Origin of the sequence: Klebsiella sp. X1-16S-Nf21, from assembly GCF_002837615.1 — a bacterium.
Classification (GTDB): Bacteria; Pseudomonadota; Gammaproteobacteria; order Enterobacterales; family Enterobacteriaceae; genus Klebsiella; species Klebsiella variicola.
The window spans coordinates 29,214-45,892 of record NZ_PJDK01000028.1 but is presented as its reverse complement, the minus strand read 5'-3'; the positions used below and the strand labels follow the sequence as shown (position 1 = coordinate 45,892).

The window sequence follows — 16,679 nt, the reverse complement described above, 5'->3', positions numbered from 1 at the left end:
CTACGCCTTCGCCTTTGGCATCTGGCTAACCAGCGACAGATTGACGTCCATCCCCTCGACCTGGAAGTGCGGCACCGCGTACAGCTTCACGCGGAAGAAGCCCGGGTTATCCTCAATATCTTCCACCACCACGCTGGCATCGCGCAGCGGATGGGAGGCCTGCAGCTCGTCGCCGGGGTCGGTCATTTCAGTCACCAGGCTCCGCACCCAGGTGTTCAGCTCCAGCTCCAGCAGCCGCCGGTCCTTGGTGGTGCCGATATTCTCGCGCTGGATCATCTTCAGGTAGTGCGCGATGCGCGACAGCAGGAAGATGTAAGGCAGACGCGCGTTGATGCGGCTGTTGGCGGTGGCGTCGGCGGTATCGTACAGCGCCGGTTTCTGCGCGGAGTTGGCCGAGAAGAAGCAGGCGTAATCGCGATTTTTGTAGTACGACAGCGGGATAAAGCCCAGGCTGGCAAACTCAAACTCCCGCGTTTCCGGGATCATCACCTCGGAAGGGATCTTCACCTGGTTGCCGGTGCCCAGATCGTACAGGTGGATGGGCAGATCTTTCACCGCGCCGCCGGCCTGCGGACCGCGGATCTGCACGCACCAGCCGTTATTGACAAAGCTCTTCACCATATTGGAAGCGAAGGAGAACGCTGCGCTGGTCCACAGATACTTTTCGTGGTCCGGACCTTTCACCTGCTCGACATAGTTGAAGCTGCGCACCGGCACGGTGTCCGGACCGTACGGCAGACGACCCAGCACGCGCGGCATCACCAGGCCAATGTAGCGGGCATCGTCGGTTTCACGAAATGATTTCCAGCGGATATATTCCGCGCGATCGAAGTAGTTGCCGATATCCTTAATAGCAGCCACCTCTTCCATGGTCTCTTTCAGGAAGAAGGCCGGGCCGACGGCGCCGATAAACGGCATATGGGCGGCCGCAGAGACGCGGGAGATATTGCGCAGGAGCGCCACATCCTGCGGGCTGGCGTCGAACTCATAGGCCGAGATCACCGAGCCGATCGGCTCGCCGCCGGGAGTGTCATACTCCGCGGTATAGGTGTGCCAGTAGAGGCCGCTCTGGATAAGCTCCGGCGCGTCCTCAAAGTCCTGGCGCAGATCGTCTTTGGCGACGTCCAGGATCTCCGTTTTGACGTTCTGCCGATAGTCGGTGTTGTCCACCAGCTGTTTGAGGCCGCGCCACAGGGATTCGACCTGCTGAAACTCCTGATGGTGCATCACCGCGTCCAGCTGACGGCTTATCTGGAAATCCAGTTCGGCGATATGGTGGTCAATCAGCGTTTTGTCGAGCTTTTCCACCCGCTGACCGGACTGACGGATGCGATCCATAAACACCTGCATCGCCGCGGTGAGACGCTCCGCCGCCGGCGCTTCGGAGAGCGCGGCATCGTCCAGAAAGTCGTTGATATCCCCGAGGTGAGACGCCGGGGCGAGATTAATTTTTTCAAACAGCGAGGCGTAAACGCCCTCGCCCGCCCTATTTTCCTGCAGCGTGGTTTGCCCCTGAACAGGGGCGTTTTCTGTGGTAACAGACATTAGCATTTTCCCGGTTAATCCATTAACAGACTTGCCCCGCCATTATTTCGGGGCAAGCGCATTCATTTCGTCGCGTAATTCCTGGGACAGCGCCGGATCTTTCAGGATTGCCTCAAGCTCTTTTCTGAAAGTGGCGTTATCAAGCAGATTGGATTTGAGATCGCGTAATAAATTACGCATCGCCAGCATGGCGCGGAGTTGCGGTATTTGCCGGGCAACCTGCTCCGGTTCAAAATCTTTGATGTCGGTAAAACGCAGTCTGACGTTCTCCTCTTCACCATTGCCGGACAGCGTATTCGGCACCGAGAGGTTAACTTCCGGGCTAAATTCCGAAAGTACGCTGTTAAAGTTATTTTTATTGACGTTGATTTTTTCTCTTTCCGATAAAGGCCGGTTTTCCTTACCATGACTAAAATCGCCAATGGTAAGCAGCTTCAGCGGCAGTTCGACCTTCTTCTGCGCGCCGCCGGTATGAAGAGATAATTTGAGATTAATGCGCGCCCTGGGGACTTCATTCTGGAACGTATCAGCCATAGCAGTTCCTTTCCTTAAGGAATAATTATTGAAGAGTTGACGATAAAAACCGGATGATAATAGAGCAAAAACAGATTATCGATCAACTTAACAAGAATATTTCTTTAATGCATTCACAAGGCAAACAAAATTATTTTATTAGTAACGACAATGAATGATTTACAGCCAAATATAAAGTTCAAAGCCAACACCTTCAATTAACATTGAACACATGAATGTTCACATCACATATCATCAAGGCGATAAAAAAATAGATTAAATGAATATGATAGCGACAATTCCCGTGAATAATATTGTCATGAGATAATTGATATTATCGTTAGCAGATCAAGCACGCATTTAAGCCACTTCTCCTGTTTTCGTCCACGCTGAACCGTCATCAGCCCTGGCACACAGGCCTGCGGAACCCGCGATATTTTCCACCACAGACAGCCGTCAGTAGCTGAAAAAGGCTATTTCCCCGGGTGACTGACCACACGGCGATGTCGGCAAAAGTTGTCGTTACCAGAAAAAACATGACCCCGATAGCAAGATGCACACGCTACCGTCTTCGGCATCCTGAGGGGGTCGCATTCTGCGGATCGCCAGGCTATATCTAAGACACCTTTCTCCCACAACGAGTAAAAATGATGAGCAAGAAGATCCTGATGCTGGTCGGCGATTATGCCGAAGATTACGAAACGATGGTCCCTTTTCAGGCACTGCAGATGATTGGCCACCAGGTCGATGCCGTCTGCCCGGATAAAGCCGCTGGCGACTATGTCATGACCGCGATCCATGACTTTGACGGCGCCCAGACTTATAGCGAAAAGCCGGGGCACCGCTTCACCCTGAACGCCAATTTTGCCGCGGTGAAGGCCGAGGACTATGACGCGCTAGTGATCCCCGGTGGCCGGGCGCCGGAGTATCTGCGCCTGAACGAGGAGGTTATTAAACTGGTACAGGCATTCGACGCCGCGCGTAAACCTATCGCCGCCGTCTGCCATGGCCCACAGCTGCTGGCCGCCGCTGGTATTCTCCAGGGCCGCACTTGCAGCGCTTATCCCGCCTGTGCCCCGGAAGTGCGCCTGAGCGGTGGGCACTATGCGGATATTGGTATCGATCAGGCGCATGTGGACGGTAACCTGGTTACCGCCCCCGCCTGGCCGGCCCACCCGCAGTGGCTGGCGAAATTCGCCGCCCTGCTGGCGGAATAACGGCCTGTAGAGAAAGCGTTTTCTCTGGCGAAGGGAATTGGCCATCGCCGCGCTGGTGCTCTCCTTCCCAACGGCACGGCGGTGTTTGATCAGCCGTTCCCGCAGCAGCTTAACCTGACTCAACTCAGCAAAACGTTGGCCGGATAGTCCCCTCGCTTCAGATCCGCATTCCCCCGGAAACTTCAATGCGCTGGGCATTCACCCAGCGATGATCATCGGATAACAGCGAGGCGATCATCGGCCCGATATCCTCTGGCACCCCCGGTCGACCCAGCGCCGTCATGTTCGCCACCGCCTGAGCGACCTGCGGGTTATCCCGCACCACCCCGCCGCTGAAATCGGTGGCGATGGCGCCGGGCGCCACGCAGTTCACCGTAATTCCGCGACTGCCCAGCTCAAACGCCATATAGCGGGTCAGGGTTTCCACCGCGGACTTCATGATCGCATAGGGCGCCCGGTTCGCCATCACGATACGGGTTAGCCCGGACGAGACATTCACTATCCGTCCGCCATCGGCCAGCAGCGGCAATAGTTTTTGGCTGAGGAAAAAAACGCCCTTCACGTGGATACGATACAGCGCATCGAATTCCGCTTCCGTAGCGTTAAGAAAACCCATGCCGCTGGCATTGCCGGCATTATTGACCAGGTAATGAAACCGATCGGCCCCCAGCTCCGCCAGCGCCTCCTGAAAGGCGCTGACAAATCCGTCAAAGGTATCGGTTTCGCCGGCGCTGAAGGGCAACGCAATCGCCCGGGCGCCCAGTGCTTCAACACGTTTAACCACCTCGTTCGCCTCGACAAAATGCGCGTTGTAGGTCAATACCACATTCACGCCGCGCTGAGCCAGCGCTTCAACGGTCGCGCGCCCCAGGCCGCGGCTGCCGCCTGTCACCAGGGCAATTTTTGCGCTATTGTTCATGTTTCCCCCTTTTCTCTCTGCTGAAAACATGAGCGATTATAGGCTTCTGCATGCCGACGATAAGACCGCATTGCCCGACAGGATTGTTTTGCCAGCTGGAACAATGTCATGGATAAACTGGATACCCTGACCCTGTTCGTGCGCATCGTCGAACGAGGTTCGTTCAGCGCCGCCGCCGCGGATCTGGGTTTTTCCCGGCCGGTGGCGACCGCGGCCATTAAGGCGCTGGAGGCCAGTCTCGGGGCGCGGCTGCTGCAGCGCACCACCCGGCACGTACGACCGACGGCGGAGGGCTCGCTGTATTATCAGCGCTGCGTGGCTATTCTGGCGGCCCTTGAGGAGGCCAACCGCAGCGCCGGGGGGAGCATTGCCGGTATTATCCGCGTGGACGTGGCGGGCAATCTGGCGCGAACCCTGCTGCTGCCCGCGCTGCCACAGTTTCTCGCCCGCTATCCTGCCATGACGCTGCAGATCGGTGAAAGCGAGCGCGACGTCGATCTGGTTCGCGAAGGGGTCGACTGCGTCATTCGCGGCGGCCATCTCCCCGACAGCGAGATGATTTGCCGGCCGCTCGCCAGGCTGCAGGAAATCACCTGCGCCAGTCCGGCCTACCTCGTCCGGTACGGTACCCCGCATACGATTGAAGGACTGACGGGCCACGTGATGATCGGGTTTGTTTCATCGCGCACGCAACGTACCTTGCCGCTGAGCTTTACCCAGGATGGCCGCCAGAGCGAGGTCAGTTTGCCCTGTCGGCTGCTGACCTCCGATGCCGACGTCGGCGCCGAAGCGGCAAGGCTTGGCTTTGGCCTGTATCAGGCCCCCTTGCCCCGCCTTGAGGCCGATCTGGCGTCGGGCGCGTTAACGGAAGTGCTGGCCGATTTTCGCCCTGCGCCGCTCCCGCTCTCCCTGCTCTATCCCAGTAATCGGCAGCTCTCTGCCCGGGTACAGGTATTTATCGACTGGGTGACGGCGCTGATGAAGCCTCCCCTGGCGCAGCAGGCATCCGGAAGGCTAAAATAATATTTGCTATTATTTGCGGCTCGTGCGTTAATCGTTAAGTCGATTTACCAGACGAAAAGTTATTATCTAAGTACGCGTTCTCATCTCCAGGCGTTATCCCTGATACCACCTTCCTTTGAGCAGTCCCGTTAGTATTTTGCTTTTTCTGTAAACAGGCTCTGTCAGATCCCTGTTGGCTCGTTAATAAAGCCCTCCGACTGACGCAATACCCGGCTTACCACTAACAAAAATCAGCCGCGTTAATTTTCCTGAAAACGACCTTTGTCTTTTCAACAGAACATTACCCATACAAGGTTTACATTATGATTGAACATATCCATTTTAGATGCCCATGCTGCCATGGCTCCCAGTACAGAACGTCCCAGTTTGATGTGACGGAAAAAAATCCCTTTGGTGCGAAATGCATTTTCTGCAAATCGGCGATGATGACATTTGATGCTATCCGCCCTCGTCATCTGGGCGCGCAGTCTACTGCGCAGGCACAACAATAAGTATGCGCGGGTAAAGCATGCCTGTTATCCGCCAGGCGGATGACGTCTTTTTCTCAACCGCCGTTTTTGTCGGTTGAATAATTAACAGCGGGATCAGGCAACGCTTTTATCAGGGTGGTAATATTTTTCCCTGCATTCATTTCAACGTCAAAAAAGTCCACCGCACGCAGAATAAGCCGCAAGCCTCTACCGCTTTCCGCTAACGGATCGACATCGAAATGCTCATTACCACGCGCCAGCGCCAGGCGCTCGGCGGGAAAGGTTTCCCCCGAGTCGGTAAAGCGCAGCGTCACCCGTCGGTCCGCGACCCTAAACTCCACACCAAAACGACTTTCCCGATCCTCATGCAGCGCATAGCGAATAATATTCGTTGCCGTTTCACAAGCGGCGAGATCGAGCGCGAAACGCCACTCCTCCCCGACAGGCAGCGAAGCCATTTGCTGGGCAAGCCACTCCGCCAGCGGTGAAAGCGAGGTGAGTTCGGCAGGAAACATCATGATGTTGTTCACGGGCACGTCACTCATTTAACTGCGCAAGTGCCGAGGTGCGATCCTCGCAAATGCGGAAAATACGATCCATACGGGTCAGCGTGAACATATTGCGGATGCCAGGATTCAGCGCGCACAGCGTCATCTCCCCTTTCCCGTTCATCATCTTCATCAGAGAAACCAGGGTTCCCAGACCGCTACTGTCGATAAAATCAATTTCGCTGAAATCAACAATCAGATCGCCGGGCGCTTCGCCTATCTCCTGGGCGATTGCCGATTTAAAGGCTACTGCGACGGAAGCATCCAGCCGACGCACCGCCGGCGTCAGGATCGTCACCGAGGCCTGCCGTTCGGTTTCAATTTTCATCACTGTCCCCTGTACGTTCAATAATCAAGAGTGAAACATCATCGGCCATCGCCTGGGTCTCCTGCGCGTCGCCATTGCGCCAGTGGATCAAGTGCCGGGCAAACCAAGGCAGCAGCGCGGGCAGCGGCTGCGTCACACTGTCCTGCAGCCACGCTTGTAAACGCGCTTCGCCAAACTGTTCACCGCTCCGGTTTTCACATTCGGTGATACCGTCGCTGAACAGGCAAAGCCGCTCTCCTGGCGCCAGCGAGAAACTGACATCTGCCCATGAGAGATGGTTTATCAACCCCACCGGCGCCCCACCGCTACCGGCCGAGCGCACACTTCCATCAACGGTGACGATAAACGGCGTGGGATGCCCGGCCTGACACAGTTTCCCCTCACCGGTTGTGAGGTCGATGACGCCATAGATCAGGGTGAAATAGCTGACAATCTCTGCCTCGTCGCTACAAAAACGACCATTCAGGATCTGCACTACCTCGGCAGGTGATGCCGGCTGGTTATCAGCAGAGAAAAGAAAACGCTCAACCGCCCTGCCATGTAGAAACTGGCGGGCGACGGCAAGCGACATCATCGCCGCCCCCACGCCGTGCCCGGAGACATCCACGCAGTAAAATCCGAGATGCTCCCCCAGCGGGAAAACATTAAAAATATCCCCCGATACCCAGGCCGACGGCAGGAAAATCCAGTCGGAGAAAAAACCCTGATAGCACAGCTGATGAGCCGGGAGAACCGACTGCTGAATGCGCGCCGCCAGCTCCAGATCCTGTTCAATCTGCCGCAGCGCTTCACTTAGCCGCGTATTGCGCGCGGCGAGGTCGGCTTCAAGGGAGAGGATCCGCGCCCCGGCGTGCAGTCGCGCCCGCAGTTCACTCTGCTCCACTGGCTTACTGAGAAAATCATCGGCCCCTGCCGCAAACCCTTGCGTTAAATCGCCCGGATCTTCGCGAGCGGTGAGCAATATCAGATAAACGTAGTGACCAAACTGGCGACGGCGAACTTCCCGGCACAGCGTCAGGCCATTCATCTCCGGCATTTCCCAGTCGCTAATCACCAGGCTGACGGGCTGGTTTTCGAGGATCGCCAGCGCGGCGACGCCGTTTTCCGCCTCACTGACGATATAGCCCCACTGCGTCAACATTCGGCTCAAGAGCCGACGATAAACCAGCGAATCTTCAACAATCAGGACGTGCTGTGCCGACATCGCGCCTCCTAAATCGGCAAGAACCAGATAAGGCTGATCGTGCCTTCACGAAACTTGCCGCTGCCGCTGTCGTGCCCCGGATAGCGGGTACCGGCATAGTTGGCATACTGCACAGAGAACGATCCTGGCGTATAGCCCGCGTAACCGAAGCTGTAGCTGTAGTCGCCATTCCACGGTTGCTGCTGGCTGCTGTCGGGGTACCAGAACGCCGTCGCACGGATAAAGAAATGTTGCTTAAAGGTATATCCGCACCCCCCGAGCAGTACGTTTTTGTTTTTACGTATATCGTCACTCTCCAGATCGTAATAACGCGGCACCCAACTGTAGCCCACCTGGCACATGATGGCGTCGCCTTTGTTGATCAGCAACGTATTCTCCATGGGCTTCGGCAGGGAAAATTTATATGCCAGAGTGATGGCTCCCTGCTCAAAATAGGTGTGACGCTTGCTGCCTGAGGTCCAGAAGTGGTTATCGCCATAGTTACTGTAAACCAGGCTGACGGTATTGGCATGCCAGTCGTCGTAGCCAAAACTATAGCGAAAATCGGCGGTATAGCGGCTGGTGTCAGTCACCGGTAAACGGGATGTCACGTTGGCGAACCAGAAGCTGTAAGGCGAGTATTGCAGGCTGAGGTTCAGCGTCTGATTATATTTTTTCTTCTGTTCTGCGCTGTCTGAGCTGTTGGGGACGGTCATCCACTGCTCTTTTAAACCCGAACTAAAGCTCAGCGCTCCCGAAAACACCTTGTCATTCCCGGAAAAAAGCCGTCCCCAGCGGCTGGTAAACACGCCGGCCTGCACCGGTTCACCATTTTTATCACGCAGCGGTTGTGCGTCGTTCTTCTCTGCGCCTTCCGCACCTGCGATGGCGCACCATAGCGCGCAGGCCAGCATATACTTCTCCCGCATTTGCCCTTCCTTAGTTAGGTATCCAGCGTGCGGCGACGCGGTATTTGGCCATCAGCCACAGTACGCCCAGCGCGGCGGCATGGATCAAGGTGTTCACTATCCACGCCTGGTGCCACAGATCGAAGGTGACCAACTGGCTTACGGCGAGCACGATATAAACATGCAAAATGAAGGTGTAGAGCGAACGCTGCCCGAGCGGGATCAGGAACCAGCCAGCCAGCCAGTTCAGGGGACGCCAACACCAGGTCAATAACAGATAAATAGTGACCATCAGACTGATATCATTGAGGATCCGTACCGGCCCGAGGCCGTTTTTCGCCGCCCAGGTATGATAAAAGGCGTTAAACTCCGCCGGAGGGATCACGTGCATCAGCAGCGCGGGCGGCATAAAAGGATTGGTATGGTTCTGGGCGACAAACGCAAGGATAAGCGCGATGAACACCAGCGCCGCGACGGCGACTTTGCCGGGTGGCGTGCGGGCGAAAGAGATCAGTTCCGCTTTGTACCAGCCGCAGCACATTCCCAGCACAAAGATAAATTGCCAGGCCAGCAGGGGAAAGGCGAATTCAAATTCGCAGGGCGTCACCCGTACCGGCCAGCGTTGCCAGCAGCCGTAGATCAGCAGCGAGACGCCCAGTAAGGGGTAGACGTGACCCTTTTGCAGCATTCCCAGAAACAACGGGCTGAGTAACAACAGAAAAATATAGAGACCGAGGATCTGCGTTTGGTGTGGGCCAATCTGCAGATAGAGGATAATGTTAAACCACGTCTCTTTTATTTGCGGGGTGAGTGGATAGAGCGACCAGCTGGTCCCGGAAAAACGATCGGTAAAGTGAGTGACTTCAAAGGCATTAATAAACGGAAAATATCTCAGCAAAAGAAAAGAGACAATAATAATAATATTAACCTGATATATTTTCCATGCGCGCAGATAAAGTCCCCAGCCCACCGTCAGTAATACAGCTTTTTGTAATCTGACACGATTTAGCATCCCTAACATAAAGCCCGACAGGATCACAAAACCCTCGGCGCCAGTGGTCAAACCAAAACGCTCCCAGCTGAAAATATTAAATATCGACATCACTTCCGTATGCGCCACCACCATCATAACGAGAGCAATGCCGCGCATAAAGTCGATACGCAGGTCGCGTTCACCCGCCAGAGAATAACGCCAGGCTATTGATTTATCAGTTTCTTTTTGCGAAATCGCTGAGGCAACCTGGCTCATGGAGGATCCTGTCGTCTACCCTGCAACATTTATTACAAATTATTTAGATAGTGTAGAATGCGCTATCTTGCAATGCCCTTTTTATAAATTCCCCCTGCATGCATCACACTATGTTAAGCTATCCAGGCACTTCTCAATTCACGCTGTTGAAATTTTTACGCCGCCATCTACACTCATTTTACTGTTATTTACCTGCCATAATGCGTCCTGCTGAATGCACCAGGTCGATAACAGACCTGTCACTCAAACTCAGCGCGGAATCAGGATATCCTTGCTATGGATTTTTATTTTTCCCGTTTTGAACATCGTCGACCGCCTGAGCCGCTCAGCACTCCGAGCTGGGTAAGAATGATCTGGCAGGTATTCGCTGTGGCCGCCCTGGTTCTTGGTGCCAATTATATTTACTGGCGCTGGACCGCGTCCTTAAACACTGATGCACTGTGGTATGCAATCCCTCTGGTGCTGGCGGAAACCCTGGCGTGGATTGGCACAGTTCTGTTCACCATTAATTTATGGCAGGAAAAAGATCCTCCGCCAGGCGTCCCCCCGACGGAGATCAACGACTGTCTGCGAGCGGATGAAGCGGTGGAGTCGAGGCCGATTAAAGTCGATCTGTTTATCGCCACCTATTCCGAAGACGTGGAACTGGTCAGGCTGTCGATCCGTGACGCCATGCAGATGACCTATCCCGGTCCGCTCGACTATAAGGTGCATGTCCTTGACGACGGGCGTCGCCCGGAAATGAAGGCGGTCTGCGAGCAGGAGGGGGCGAACTACATCACCCGTCAGAGTAATATCGGCTATAAAGCCGGTAACCTGCGCAACGGGCTGGAACATACCGATGGCGACTTTCTGATCATCTGTGATGCCGATACCCGCGTTTTCCCAACCCTGCTGAGCCACACGCTCGGCTACTTTCGCGATCCGGACGTCGCCTGGGTGCAGACCCCGCAGTGGTTTTTCGATCTCCCTGAGGGGGAGGATCTGGCATGCTGGCTGCGGCGTAAAGCTGGCGGCGCAGGCTACGGGGTGGGCTGGCTGGCGCAGAAAATCGTCGGTCCGGTGACCATCGGTCGCGATCCGTTTTTCAACGATCCGCGCATGTTTTACGACGTGATTTTACGGCGCCGTAACTGGGCTAACGCCGCGTTCTGCTGTGGTGCCGCCTCCGTTCACCGACGGGAAGCGGTGATGCAGGCGGCACTGCGCAGCTACGTCTGGAGCGTTGACGCCGAGATCGACCGTCATACGCGGGATATTCGCGACCCGGTAACGCGGGAAGCGCTGCAGGACGCCATGCGCCCCCACGTGGCCTTTGATACTGAACTGACGCCCTATAAGTTCCACGTCTCAGAAGATATTTATACCTCCATCCTGCTGCACGGCGACGCTGCTCGCCGCTGGCGCTCAGTAATGCACCCGCGGATCGAGTCCAAAATGCTCTCTCCGCAGGATATGCTGACGTGGATGATCCAGCGCTTTAAGTATGCCGCCGGATCGCTGGATATCCTGTTCCATGACAACATCTTCAGCCGACGCCGCTTTAAACTCTCGCTGCCGCAAACGCTGATGTACGCGACCACCTTCTGGTCCTATCTGGCCTGCGTGTGGAACACCGTGTTCCTGATCTCGCCTGTTATCTATCTCTTCACCGGCATTCCCCCAGTGTCGGCGTGGTCTACCCCTTTCTATCTGCACTTTTTACCCTTTTTTATTGTCTCCGAACTGGCCTTTATGTTCGGCACCTGGGGCATTTCTGCCTGGGACGGCCGGGCCTCTTACCTCTCCTTTTTCTCGATGAATCTGCGGGCGCTGGACACCGTTTTGCGCGGGGAGCAGATCAAATTTCACGTTACGCCGAAAGAGCGACAGACGGGCCGTTTTCTCTATCTCGTCAAGCCGCAAATTGCCATCGTTTTGCTCACCCTGACAGGGCTGATATGGGGCGGCATTCAGGTGGCGCGCGGTGAGGTTGACGACCCCTCCGGGTACGTCATCAACATTTTCTGGGGCGCGGTGAATATTGCCGCCATGCTGCCGTTGATTTTCGCCGCCATGTGGACGCCCCCCGAAGAGCAGGAGGCGAGCCGATGAGGATCCGCGACGCCCTGCTCTCCGCCCGCAGCTATCTCACCATCCTCATTGGCTTCCTGCTGGGTTTTGCGATTGTCGTATGGGTGGAAAAACAAATGCCTGCGCGCGTCGAGAGCAGCGGTGGGATGACGTTGAGCCAGGATTTTCCGCCGCTCCCTGCCCCGCGCGAGCTGACCTTTGACGAGGCGATCTGGGCGCGAGTGGCCTGGCAGTATTATGTGAATAATACTCAGCCAAACGGTCTGGCCAATGCGCACGATGACGAACCCTGGCTTAGCCTGTGGAGCGTCGGCAGCTATCTTTTCGCCGTGGTCGCCGCAGAGCAGCTGCATATTGTGACCGCCGCCGAAGGCGATGAGCGCATTGCCGCCGCCCTGTTTACGCTCGGTCAACTGCCCCTCAACGCCCAGGGATTGCCCGCCGCTCAGTACCATGCCGACACGTTGCAGATCCTCGGCAACCCGGACTCCTCCGCCATCGGTATGGGACGCCTGCTCACCGCCCTGCAAACGCTGCTCTGGCGCTATCCTCAGCACGCCGCCGCGGTGCGGGATCTGTTTAATCAGTGGCGGGTCGGCGCGCTCATCAGCAACAGCCCCGCCAGCCAGGCCGCGGCGCCGCTGCACCACTGGGCGCTGGCGGCGGATGAACCGCGGGACAGCTTTGGCTACCGGCTGTATGCCAGCCATACGCTGCGGCTGATCGACAGCGCCGCGGGGCTGGCGGTGACCAACCCGCCGCAGGGGCAGCAGATGATCGACATCGACGGCATCATGGTGCCCGACGAGGGGCTGCGCACGCCGTGGGGGCGGCAACCTTCGCTGATCAGCCTGCCGTACCTGCTCACCGGGCTTGAGCTGGGCTTTGACGCGCAGAGTGCGGAGATCGCTTGGCGCATCATGCAAATCCAGCAGCGCCGTCATAGCCTGAGGGTCAGCAAGCCGCCGATCAGCACCGACTACGCCGAGCCCGCGCCGGATTATGCCAGCGCGCTGGCGGACCGGCAGCCGCAGAGCGCCTTCGCCCCGCGCAGTGCCACCCCGGAGCAAACGGCGATCACCTCTACCCGCACCGCCTTTGCCTGGTACGCCCTGTTCCGCAATAGCTGGAGCGAAGCGCTGCGCCAGCAGGTCCAGACGCTGCAGGTCCCGGGCAAGGGCTGGCAGCGTGGGTTAAATCTCAACCGCAGCGTCAACGACGTTGTTGACGGCGATACCAACGCGATCGTGCTGGAAAGCCTGGCCTACATTTCCCGGGGGCAGATGCTGTGTCTGGCCTGCCTGAGCCCTGCCCCTCTACCCTCGTCCTCAGCAGGAGCAACGCCATGAAGCTGACCTATTTTTCCCGTTTTCCCCTGCTGGCCGGACTCATAGCGCTGTGGCTCTCACTCTCCGGCGCGCAGGCCGCGACCGGTCTGCCGGCTGCGGAATACGCCCCGCGTAGCGGGGAGCTGACGCCGAGGGAGATGACTATCGCCAGAAATGCCTGGCAATATTTCGTCGCCAACTTTCAGCCCACCACCGGGCTGGTCAATGCGGTAAACAAATACCCCTCGACCACCATGTGGGACAGCGCCTCCTATCTGGCCGCCATAACCGCGGCCCGTGAGCTGGGAATTATTGACAAGGCGGAGTTCGACCGTCGGATGCTGAAGTTTCTCGCCACGCTGAATAAGCTCGATTTATTCCGTAACGAATTACCTAACAAAGCCTATAACACCGTGAGCGGACAAAAGGTGAACTACCAGAATAAACCGGGTGAAATCGGCTATTCGGCGCTGGATATCGGCAGAATGCTGGTCTGGCTGAAGGTGATCAAGGAGCGCTATCCGGAATACAGCAACAGCATCGATAACGTGGTGCTGGGGTGGGATTTCAGCCATGTGGTCGACCCCTGCGGCACGCTGTATGGGGCTTATCTGGAAAACGGCCAGCCCAAATACGTTCAGGAAGGACGCCTCGGCTACGAGGAGTACGGCGCGGCGGGCTTTCAACTGTGGGGATTTAATACCTGTCAGGCCAGCCGGCCCCAGCCTTATGAGCTGGCGGAAATTTACTGCGTGATGGTCCCCTATGATTCTCGCGACCCGCGGCAAACCAGCCAGCATAACTATGTGGTCAGTGAATCTTACGTGCTGTATGGCATGGAGTTTGGCTTTGATAATCCTGCTGACCGGAACGATAGCCCGCGCGAGTACTCCCATCCATGGATGAAAAACTTTGCCGACCGGGTCTACCAGGCCCAGGAGAATCGCTACGCCATCACTGGGATCCTCACCGCTCGCTCCGAGCATCAGCTCGATAAATCCCCGTACTTTGTCTATGACACCGTGTTCAGCGACGGTTTTAACTGGAACACCATAACCGACAAAGGCCAGTTCGTACCGAACAGCGCCGCGGTGTCGCTCAAAGCGGCGATGGGGATGTGGGTGCTGTGGAACTCGCCCTATACCGATCGTTTGCTGGACGCCATTGAAAATGCGAACGAAGCGGGAAAAGGCTATTACGAGGGACTGTATGAAAACGGCGACGGGCCAATCAATGAGTTCACCGCCAACAATAACGGCATCATGCTGGAAGCGCTGCTGTTTAAAAAAGAAGGCAAACTGCTGCAGTTTTCCAGCGACAATCCGAAAAACCGCGATTTCGCGCCGTCGCTGTGGGACAAAAAGCTGGTGGATCTCTTTGAGCCCAATAACGGCCCGCGCAACCGCCCCTTCCTGAGCAATACCCCTGCCGTCAAGACATGGTGCGAACAGACCGGAACCACGCAGCGCACCCAACCCGCCTGCCAGGCCTGCCAGTGCGCCGCCTGCAAGGCTGACGAGCCCGTTAAACTTCCGCCGGTGACCGCGCAATGCTTAAAACCCTAGCTCGCTGGCTGACCGTCGCCATCCTCCTGCTGCTTATCGCCCTGGCGCTGTTCAGTCGCGAAGGCGCGGGGTGGCGCTGGCTGACCAAAGGCGGCTGGCACACCACCGCCCGTATCAGCAGCCTGACGCCGCAGGAGCGGACGTGGGCGCAGATCGCCTGGCGGTACGTCGAGAACAATACCCAGCCGCAAACCGGCCTGGTCAACGGCAGCGACAAACAGCCGCGCGCGACGCTGTGGCAGATGGGCGACACCCTTATCGCCCTGCTCGCCGCCAGAGAGCTGGGGTTGGTAAAGGAAGCGGAATTCGACGCCCGCCTGACGCCCCTGCTCGGCACCCTCAATCGCCTGACGCTGACCGACGGCGGTTCTCCGGGCAGGCTATACTCCACTCAGACGGCGACCCCTGTCGACTTCAGCGGCAAACCGGCGGCCAGCGGCTGGTCAGCAAAAGATATGGCCCGACTCATGCTCGCCCTGCGGCTCACCGCCGAACGCGCGCCGCAGTACGGCGAGTACATTGATAAAATTATCCTGCGCTGGAACTTCTGTCCGGTGATCGATAAAGACGGAGAGCTGTGGTCCGCCTCACTGCAGAACGGCCAGCGGACGATCCGCGAGGAGCTTCGGCTGGGAGACAGTGAATACGCCGCCAGCGCGTTTCGCCTGTGGGGATTCCCGGCCGGCAAGGCCTTCTCTCCCCCGGCGCGGAATGTGATTATGTATCAGCGTCGCCTCGCCGTTGACGACCGCGACCCGCGAACCACCTGGCAACCCGTGGTGCTCTCCACTCTGCCCGCCATGCTACCGGGACTGGAGTTCGGCTGGCAGCCGCCCGGCGTGCCGGAAGAGGTACAAAAAGCCATGCGCGAACGGGCGGAAGGGATATGGCTCAGCCAGAAAACGCGCTGGACACAGGATAAAGTGCTAACCGCCCGGGCCGATTTTTCGCTTACCCAGGCGCCCTGGCACGTGGAAGACACCGTCTGGGGGAATGGCTACGCCTGGAATACGCTCGGGGACGACGGGAAGTACTACCCCCGGCTGGCGCAGGTGACCACCAAAGCGGTCTTTGTCTTGTGGACGCTGTGGGAAACCGAGTATACCGATGCGCTGATGGCGGTCACTACCCATCTTAACGACTCGCAGCGCGGCTGGTTTGAAGGACGGGTCGAGGCCACCGGCGACGTCAACGCCACCCTCACCCTCTCCACTAACGCTATGGTGCTGGAGGCGCTGTTTTACAAACACAACGCCGGGCCGTTGTTCAAAAACGGCCTCGCGGATGACAACAGCTACTTTGCCCACCGCGCGACGGACGAATTTAACCCGCCCCGCCGCTGCCTGCCGGGCGAACGGGTCATTAGGAGCGCACCATGAAGTTTTATCGCGATCTTTTTGAAGCCAGTCTGAATCGTGTCGTACCGGAGCACGACAAACAGCGCTTCTTCCAGGCCTTCTACAGCACCTTTATCCATATGTCACCGGAAACCGAGCAGCACTTCTCCCAACGCTCCGGCGAGGAAGGCCAGCAGATGATCTTTAAAAGCTTTTTCGCCATGCTGGCGGTCAACGGCGACCTCTTCGTACCCGATTTTCTGGAACGGCTGGCACGCGAGCAGAGCGAGGAAGGCCTGCGTCTACCGCCGCGGTTTTTTGCCCTCTGGCGGGAAGCGATGCTCAAAACCGTCCGCGCCAGCGATCCACTGTGCGATGAAGAGATCCTCACTGCATGGGCAATGGCGATCGCCCCTGGTCTTGAGTATCTGCGCCGCCAGGCGGAGCTCCACTATCAAACTGTTGGCCAGTAA

At 57.1% G+C, this 16,679-nt stretch carries 16 protein-coding genes; 8 read left to right on the top strand and 8 right to left on the bottom strand.

Annotated features, from left to right (window positions below; all coding sequences use genetic code 11):
- Positions 1 to 1,545: a type VI secretion system contractile sheath large subunit gene (tssC, locus tag CW267_RS14595; RefSeq protein WP_012541984.1), complete on the bottom strand. Its 1,545-nt coding sequence runs from the start codon at positions 1,543 to 1,545 to the stop codon at positions 1 to 3.
- A 42-nt stretch (positions 1,546 to 1,587) separates the two neighbouring features.
- Complete coding sequence (gene tssB / locus CW267_RS14590; RefSeq protein WP_049009828.1) at positions 1,588 to 2,079, bottom strand: type VI secretion system contractile sheath small subunit; 492 nt, start codon at positions 2,077 to 2,079, stop codon at positions 1,588 to 1,590.
- Between the two features lie 629 nt (positions 2,080 to 2,708).
- Between tssB and CW267_RS14585 the strand changes: the two genes are divergently transcribed.
- Positions 2,709 to 3,275 carry a DJ-1/PfpI family protein gene (locus CW267_RS14585; RefSeq protein WP_008805196.1) on the top strand — a complete coding sequence of 189 codons (567 nt, stop codon included), beginning with the start codon at positions 2,709 to 2,711 and terminating at the stop codon, positions 3,273 to 3,275.
- A gap of 157 nt (positions 3,276 to 3,432) precedes the next feature.
- Here CW267_RS14585 and CW267_RS14580 read toward each other — a convergent pair whose 3' ends face one another.
- Positions 3,433 to 4,194, bottom strand: a complete 762-nt coding sequence (locus CW267_RS14580) for an SDR family NAD(P)-dependent oxidoreductase (protein ID WP_100781374.1) — start codon at positions 4,192 to 4,194, stop codon at positions 3,433 to 3,435.
- A gap of 108 nt (positions 4,195 to 4,302) precedes the next feature.
- Between CW267_RS14580 and CW267_RS14575 the strand changes: the two genes are divergently transcribed.
- Both CW267_RS14575 and CW267_RS14570 read left to right on the top strand, forming a co-directional pair.
- On the top strand, positions 4,303 to 5,217 hold the full coding sequence (locus CW267_RS14575) for a LysR family transcriptional regulator (RefSeq protein WP_032735381.1): 915 nt from the start codon (positions 4,303 to 4,305) through the stop codon (positions 5,215 to 5,217).
- A gap of 302 nt (positions 5,218 to 5,519) precedes the next feature.
- Complete coding sequence (locus CW267_RS14570; RefSeq protein WP_008805199.1) at positions 5,520 to 5,708, top strand: hypothetical protein; 189 nt, start codon at positions 5,520 to 5,522, stop codon at positions 5,706 to 5,708.
- Between the two features lie 53 nt (positions 5,709 to 5,761).
- Here the strand turns inward: CW267_RS14570 and CW267_RS14565 are convergent, their stop codons facing one another.
- The 5 genes from CW267_RS14565 to opgC are packed head-to-tail and all read right to left on the bottom strand — an operon-like array spanning position 5,762 to position 9,903.
- Entirely contained in the window at positions 5,762 to 6,232 is a 471-nt protein-coding gene (locus tag CW267_RS14565; RefSeq protein ID WP_100781373.1) for an ATP-binding protein, read from the bottom strand.
- Positions 6,225 to 6,563 (bottom strand): STAS domain-containing protein, encoded by a 339-nt coding sequence (locus CW267_RS14560; RefSeq protein ID WP_012541991.1) that lies wholly within the window; start codon positions 6,561 to 6,563, stop codon positions 6,225 to 6,227. Before CW267_RS14560 ends, CW267_RS14565 begins: the two co-directional genes overlap by 8 nt.
- Positions 6,553 to 7,767, bottom strand: coding sequence for a PP2C family protein-serine/threonine phosphatase (locus CW267_RS14555; RefSeq protein WP_080783323.1), 1,215 nt, complete (start codon positions 7,765 to 7,767; stop codon positions 6,553 to 6,555). Before CW267_RS14555 ends, CW267_RS14560 begins: the two co-directional genes overlap by 11 nt.
- Before the next feature lie 8 nt (positions 7,768 to 7,775).
- Positions 7,776 to 8,675, bottom strand: a complete 900-nt coding sequence (locus CW267_RS14550) for a hypothetical protein (protein ID WP_023297472.1) — start codon at positions 8,673 to 8,675, stop codon at positions 7,776 to 7,778.
- 10 nt (positions 8,676 to 8,685) lie between these two features.
- Positions 8,686 to 9,903: an OpgC domain-containing protein gene (opgC, locus tag CW267_RS14545; RefSeq protein ID WP_012541994.1), complete on the bottom strand. Its 1,218-nt coding sequence runs from the start codon at positions 9,901 to 9,903 to the stop codon at positions 8,686 to 8,688.
- A gap of 276 nt (positions 9,904 to 10,179) precedes the next feature.
- Between opgC and CW267_RS14540 the strand changes: the two genes are divergently transcribed.
- The 5 genes from CW267_RS14540 to CW267_RS14520 are packed head-to-tail and all read left to right on the top strand — an operon-like array spanning position 10,180 to position 16,679.
- Entirely contained in the window at positions 10,180 to 11,997 is a 1,818-nt protein-coding gene (locus CW267_RS14540) for a glycosyltransferase (protein ID WP_004179513.1), read from the top strand.
- Positions 11,994 to 13,325, top strand: a complete 1,332-nt coding sequence (locus CW267_RS14535) for a DUF3131 domain-containing protein (RefSeq protein WP_032700987.1) — start codon at positions 11,994 to 11,996, stop codon at positions 13,323 to 13,325. Before CW267_RS14540 ends, CW267_RS14535 begins: the two co-directional genes overlap by 4 nt.
- Positions 13,322 to 14,869, top strand: coding sequence for a DUF3131 domain-containing protein (locus CW267_RS14530; protein WP_100781372.1), 1,548 nt, complete (start codon positions 13,322 to 13,324; stop codon positions 14,867 to 14,869). The genes CW267_RS14535 and CW267_RS14530 overlap by 4 nt, the downstream gene beginning before the upstream one ends.
- Complete coding sequence (locus tag CW267_RS14525; RefSeq protein WP_008805207.1) at positions 14,854 to 16,248, top strand: DUF3131 domain-containing protein; 1,395 nt, start codon at positions 14,854 to 14,856, stop codon at positions 16,246 to 16,248. Before CW267_RS14530 ends, CW267_RS14525 begins: the two co-directional genes overlap by 16 nt.
- Positions 16,245 to 16,679: a globin gene (locus CW267_RS14520; RefSeq protein WP_008805208.1), complete on the top strand. Its 435-nt coding sequence runs from the start codon at positions 16,245 to 16,247 to the stop codon at positions 16,677 to 16,679. The genes CW267_RS14525 and CW267_RS14520 overlap by 4 nt, the downstream gene beginning before the upstream one ends.

What these genes read in the sequence shown, in the direction of transcription:
- CW267_RS14520 (WP_008805208.1), top strand. Translation starts at nt 16,245, where the DNA reads ATGAAGTTTTATCGCGATCTTTTTGAAGCCAGTCTGAATCGTGTCGTA.
- tssC (WP_012541984.1), bottom strand. Translation starts at nt 1,545, where the DNA reads ATGTCTGTTACCACAGAAAACGCCCCTGTTCAGGGGCAAACCACGCTG.
- CW267_RS14555 (WP_080783323.1), bottom strand. Translation starts at nt 7,767, where the DNA reads ATGTCGGCACAGCACGTCCTGATTGTTGAAGATTCGCTGGTTTATCGT.
- CW267_RS14565 (WP_100781373.1), bottom strand. Translation starts at nt 6,232, where the DNA reads ATGAGTGACGTGCCCGTGAACAACATCATGATGTTTCCTGCCGAACTC.
- CW267_RS14585 (WP_008805196.1), top strand. Translation starts at nt 2,709, where the DNA reads ATGAGCAAGAAGATCCTGATGCTGGTCGGCGATTATGCCGAAGATTAC.
- CW267_RS14575 (WP_032735381.1), top strand. Translation starts at nt 4,303, where the DNA reads ATGGATAAACTGGATACCCTGACCCTGTTCGTGCGCATCGTCGAACGA.
- CW267_RS14530 (WP_100781372.1), top strand. Translation starts at nt 13,322, where the DNA reads ATGAAGCTGACCTATTTTTCCCGTTTTCCCCTGCTGGCCGGACTCATA.
- CW267_RS14570 (WP_008805199.1), top strand. Translation starts at nt 5,520, where the DNA reads ATGATTGAACATATCCATTTTAGATGCCCATGCTGCCATGGCTCCCAG.
- CW267_RS14540 (WP_004179513.1), top strand. Translation starts at nt 10,180, where the DNA reads ATGGATTTTTATTTTTCCCGTTTTGAACATCGTCGACCGCCTGAGCCG.
- CW267_RS14525 (WP_008805207.1), top strand. Translation starts at nt 14,854, where the DNA reads ATGCTTAAAACCCTAGCTCGCTGGCTGACCGTCGCCATCCTCCTGCTG.
- CW267_RS14580 (WP_100781374.1), bottom strand. Translation starts at nt 4,194, where the DNA reads ATGAACAATAGCGCAAAAATTGCCCTGGTGACAGGCGGCAGCCGCGGC.
- CW267_RS14550 (WP_023297472.1), bottom strand. Translation starts at nt 8,675, where the DNA reads ATGCGGGAGAAGTATATGCTGGCCTGCGCGCTATGGTGCGCCATCGCA.
- tssB (WP_049009828.1), bottom strand. Translation starts at nt 2,079, where the DNA reads ATGGCTGATACGTTCCAGAATGAAGTCCCCAGGGCGCGCATTAATCTC.
- CW267_RS14560 (WP_012541991.1), bottom strand. Translation starts at nt 6,563, where the DNA reads ATGAAAATTGAAACCGAACGGCAGGCCTCGGTGACGATCCTGACGCCG.
- opgC (WP_012541994.1), bottom strand. Translation starts at nt 9,903, where the DNA reads ATGAGCCAGGTTGCCTCAGCGATTTCGCAAAAAGAAACTGATAAATCA.
- CW267_RS14535 (WP_032700987.1), top strand. Translation starts at nt 11,994, where the DNA reads ATGAGGATCCGCGACGCCCTGCTCTCCGCCCGCAGCTATCTCACCATC.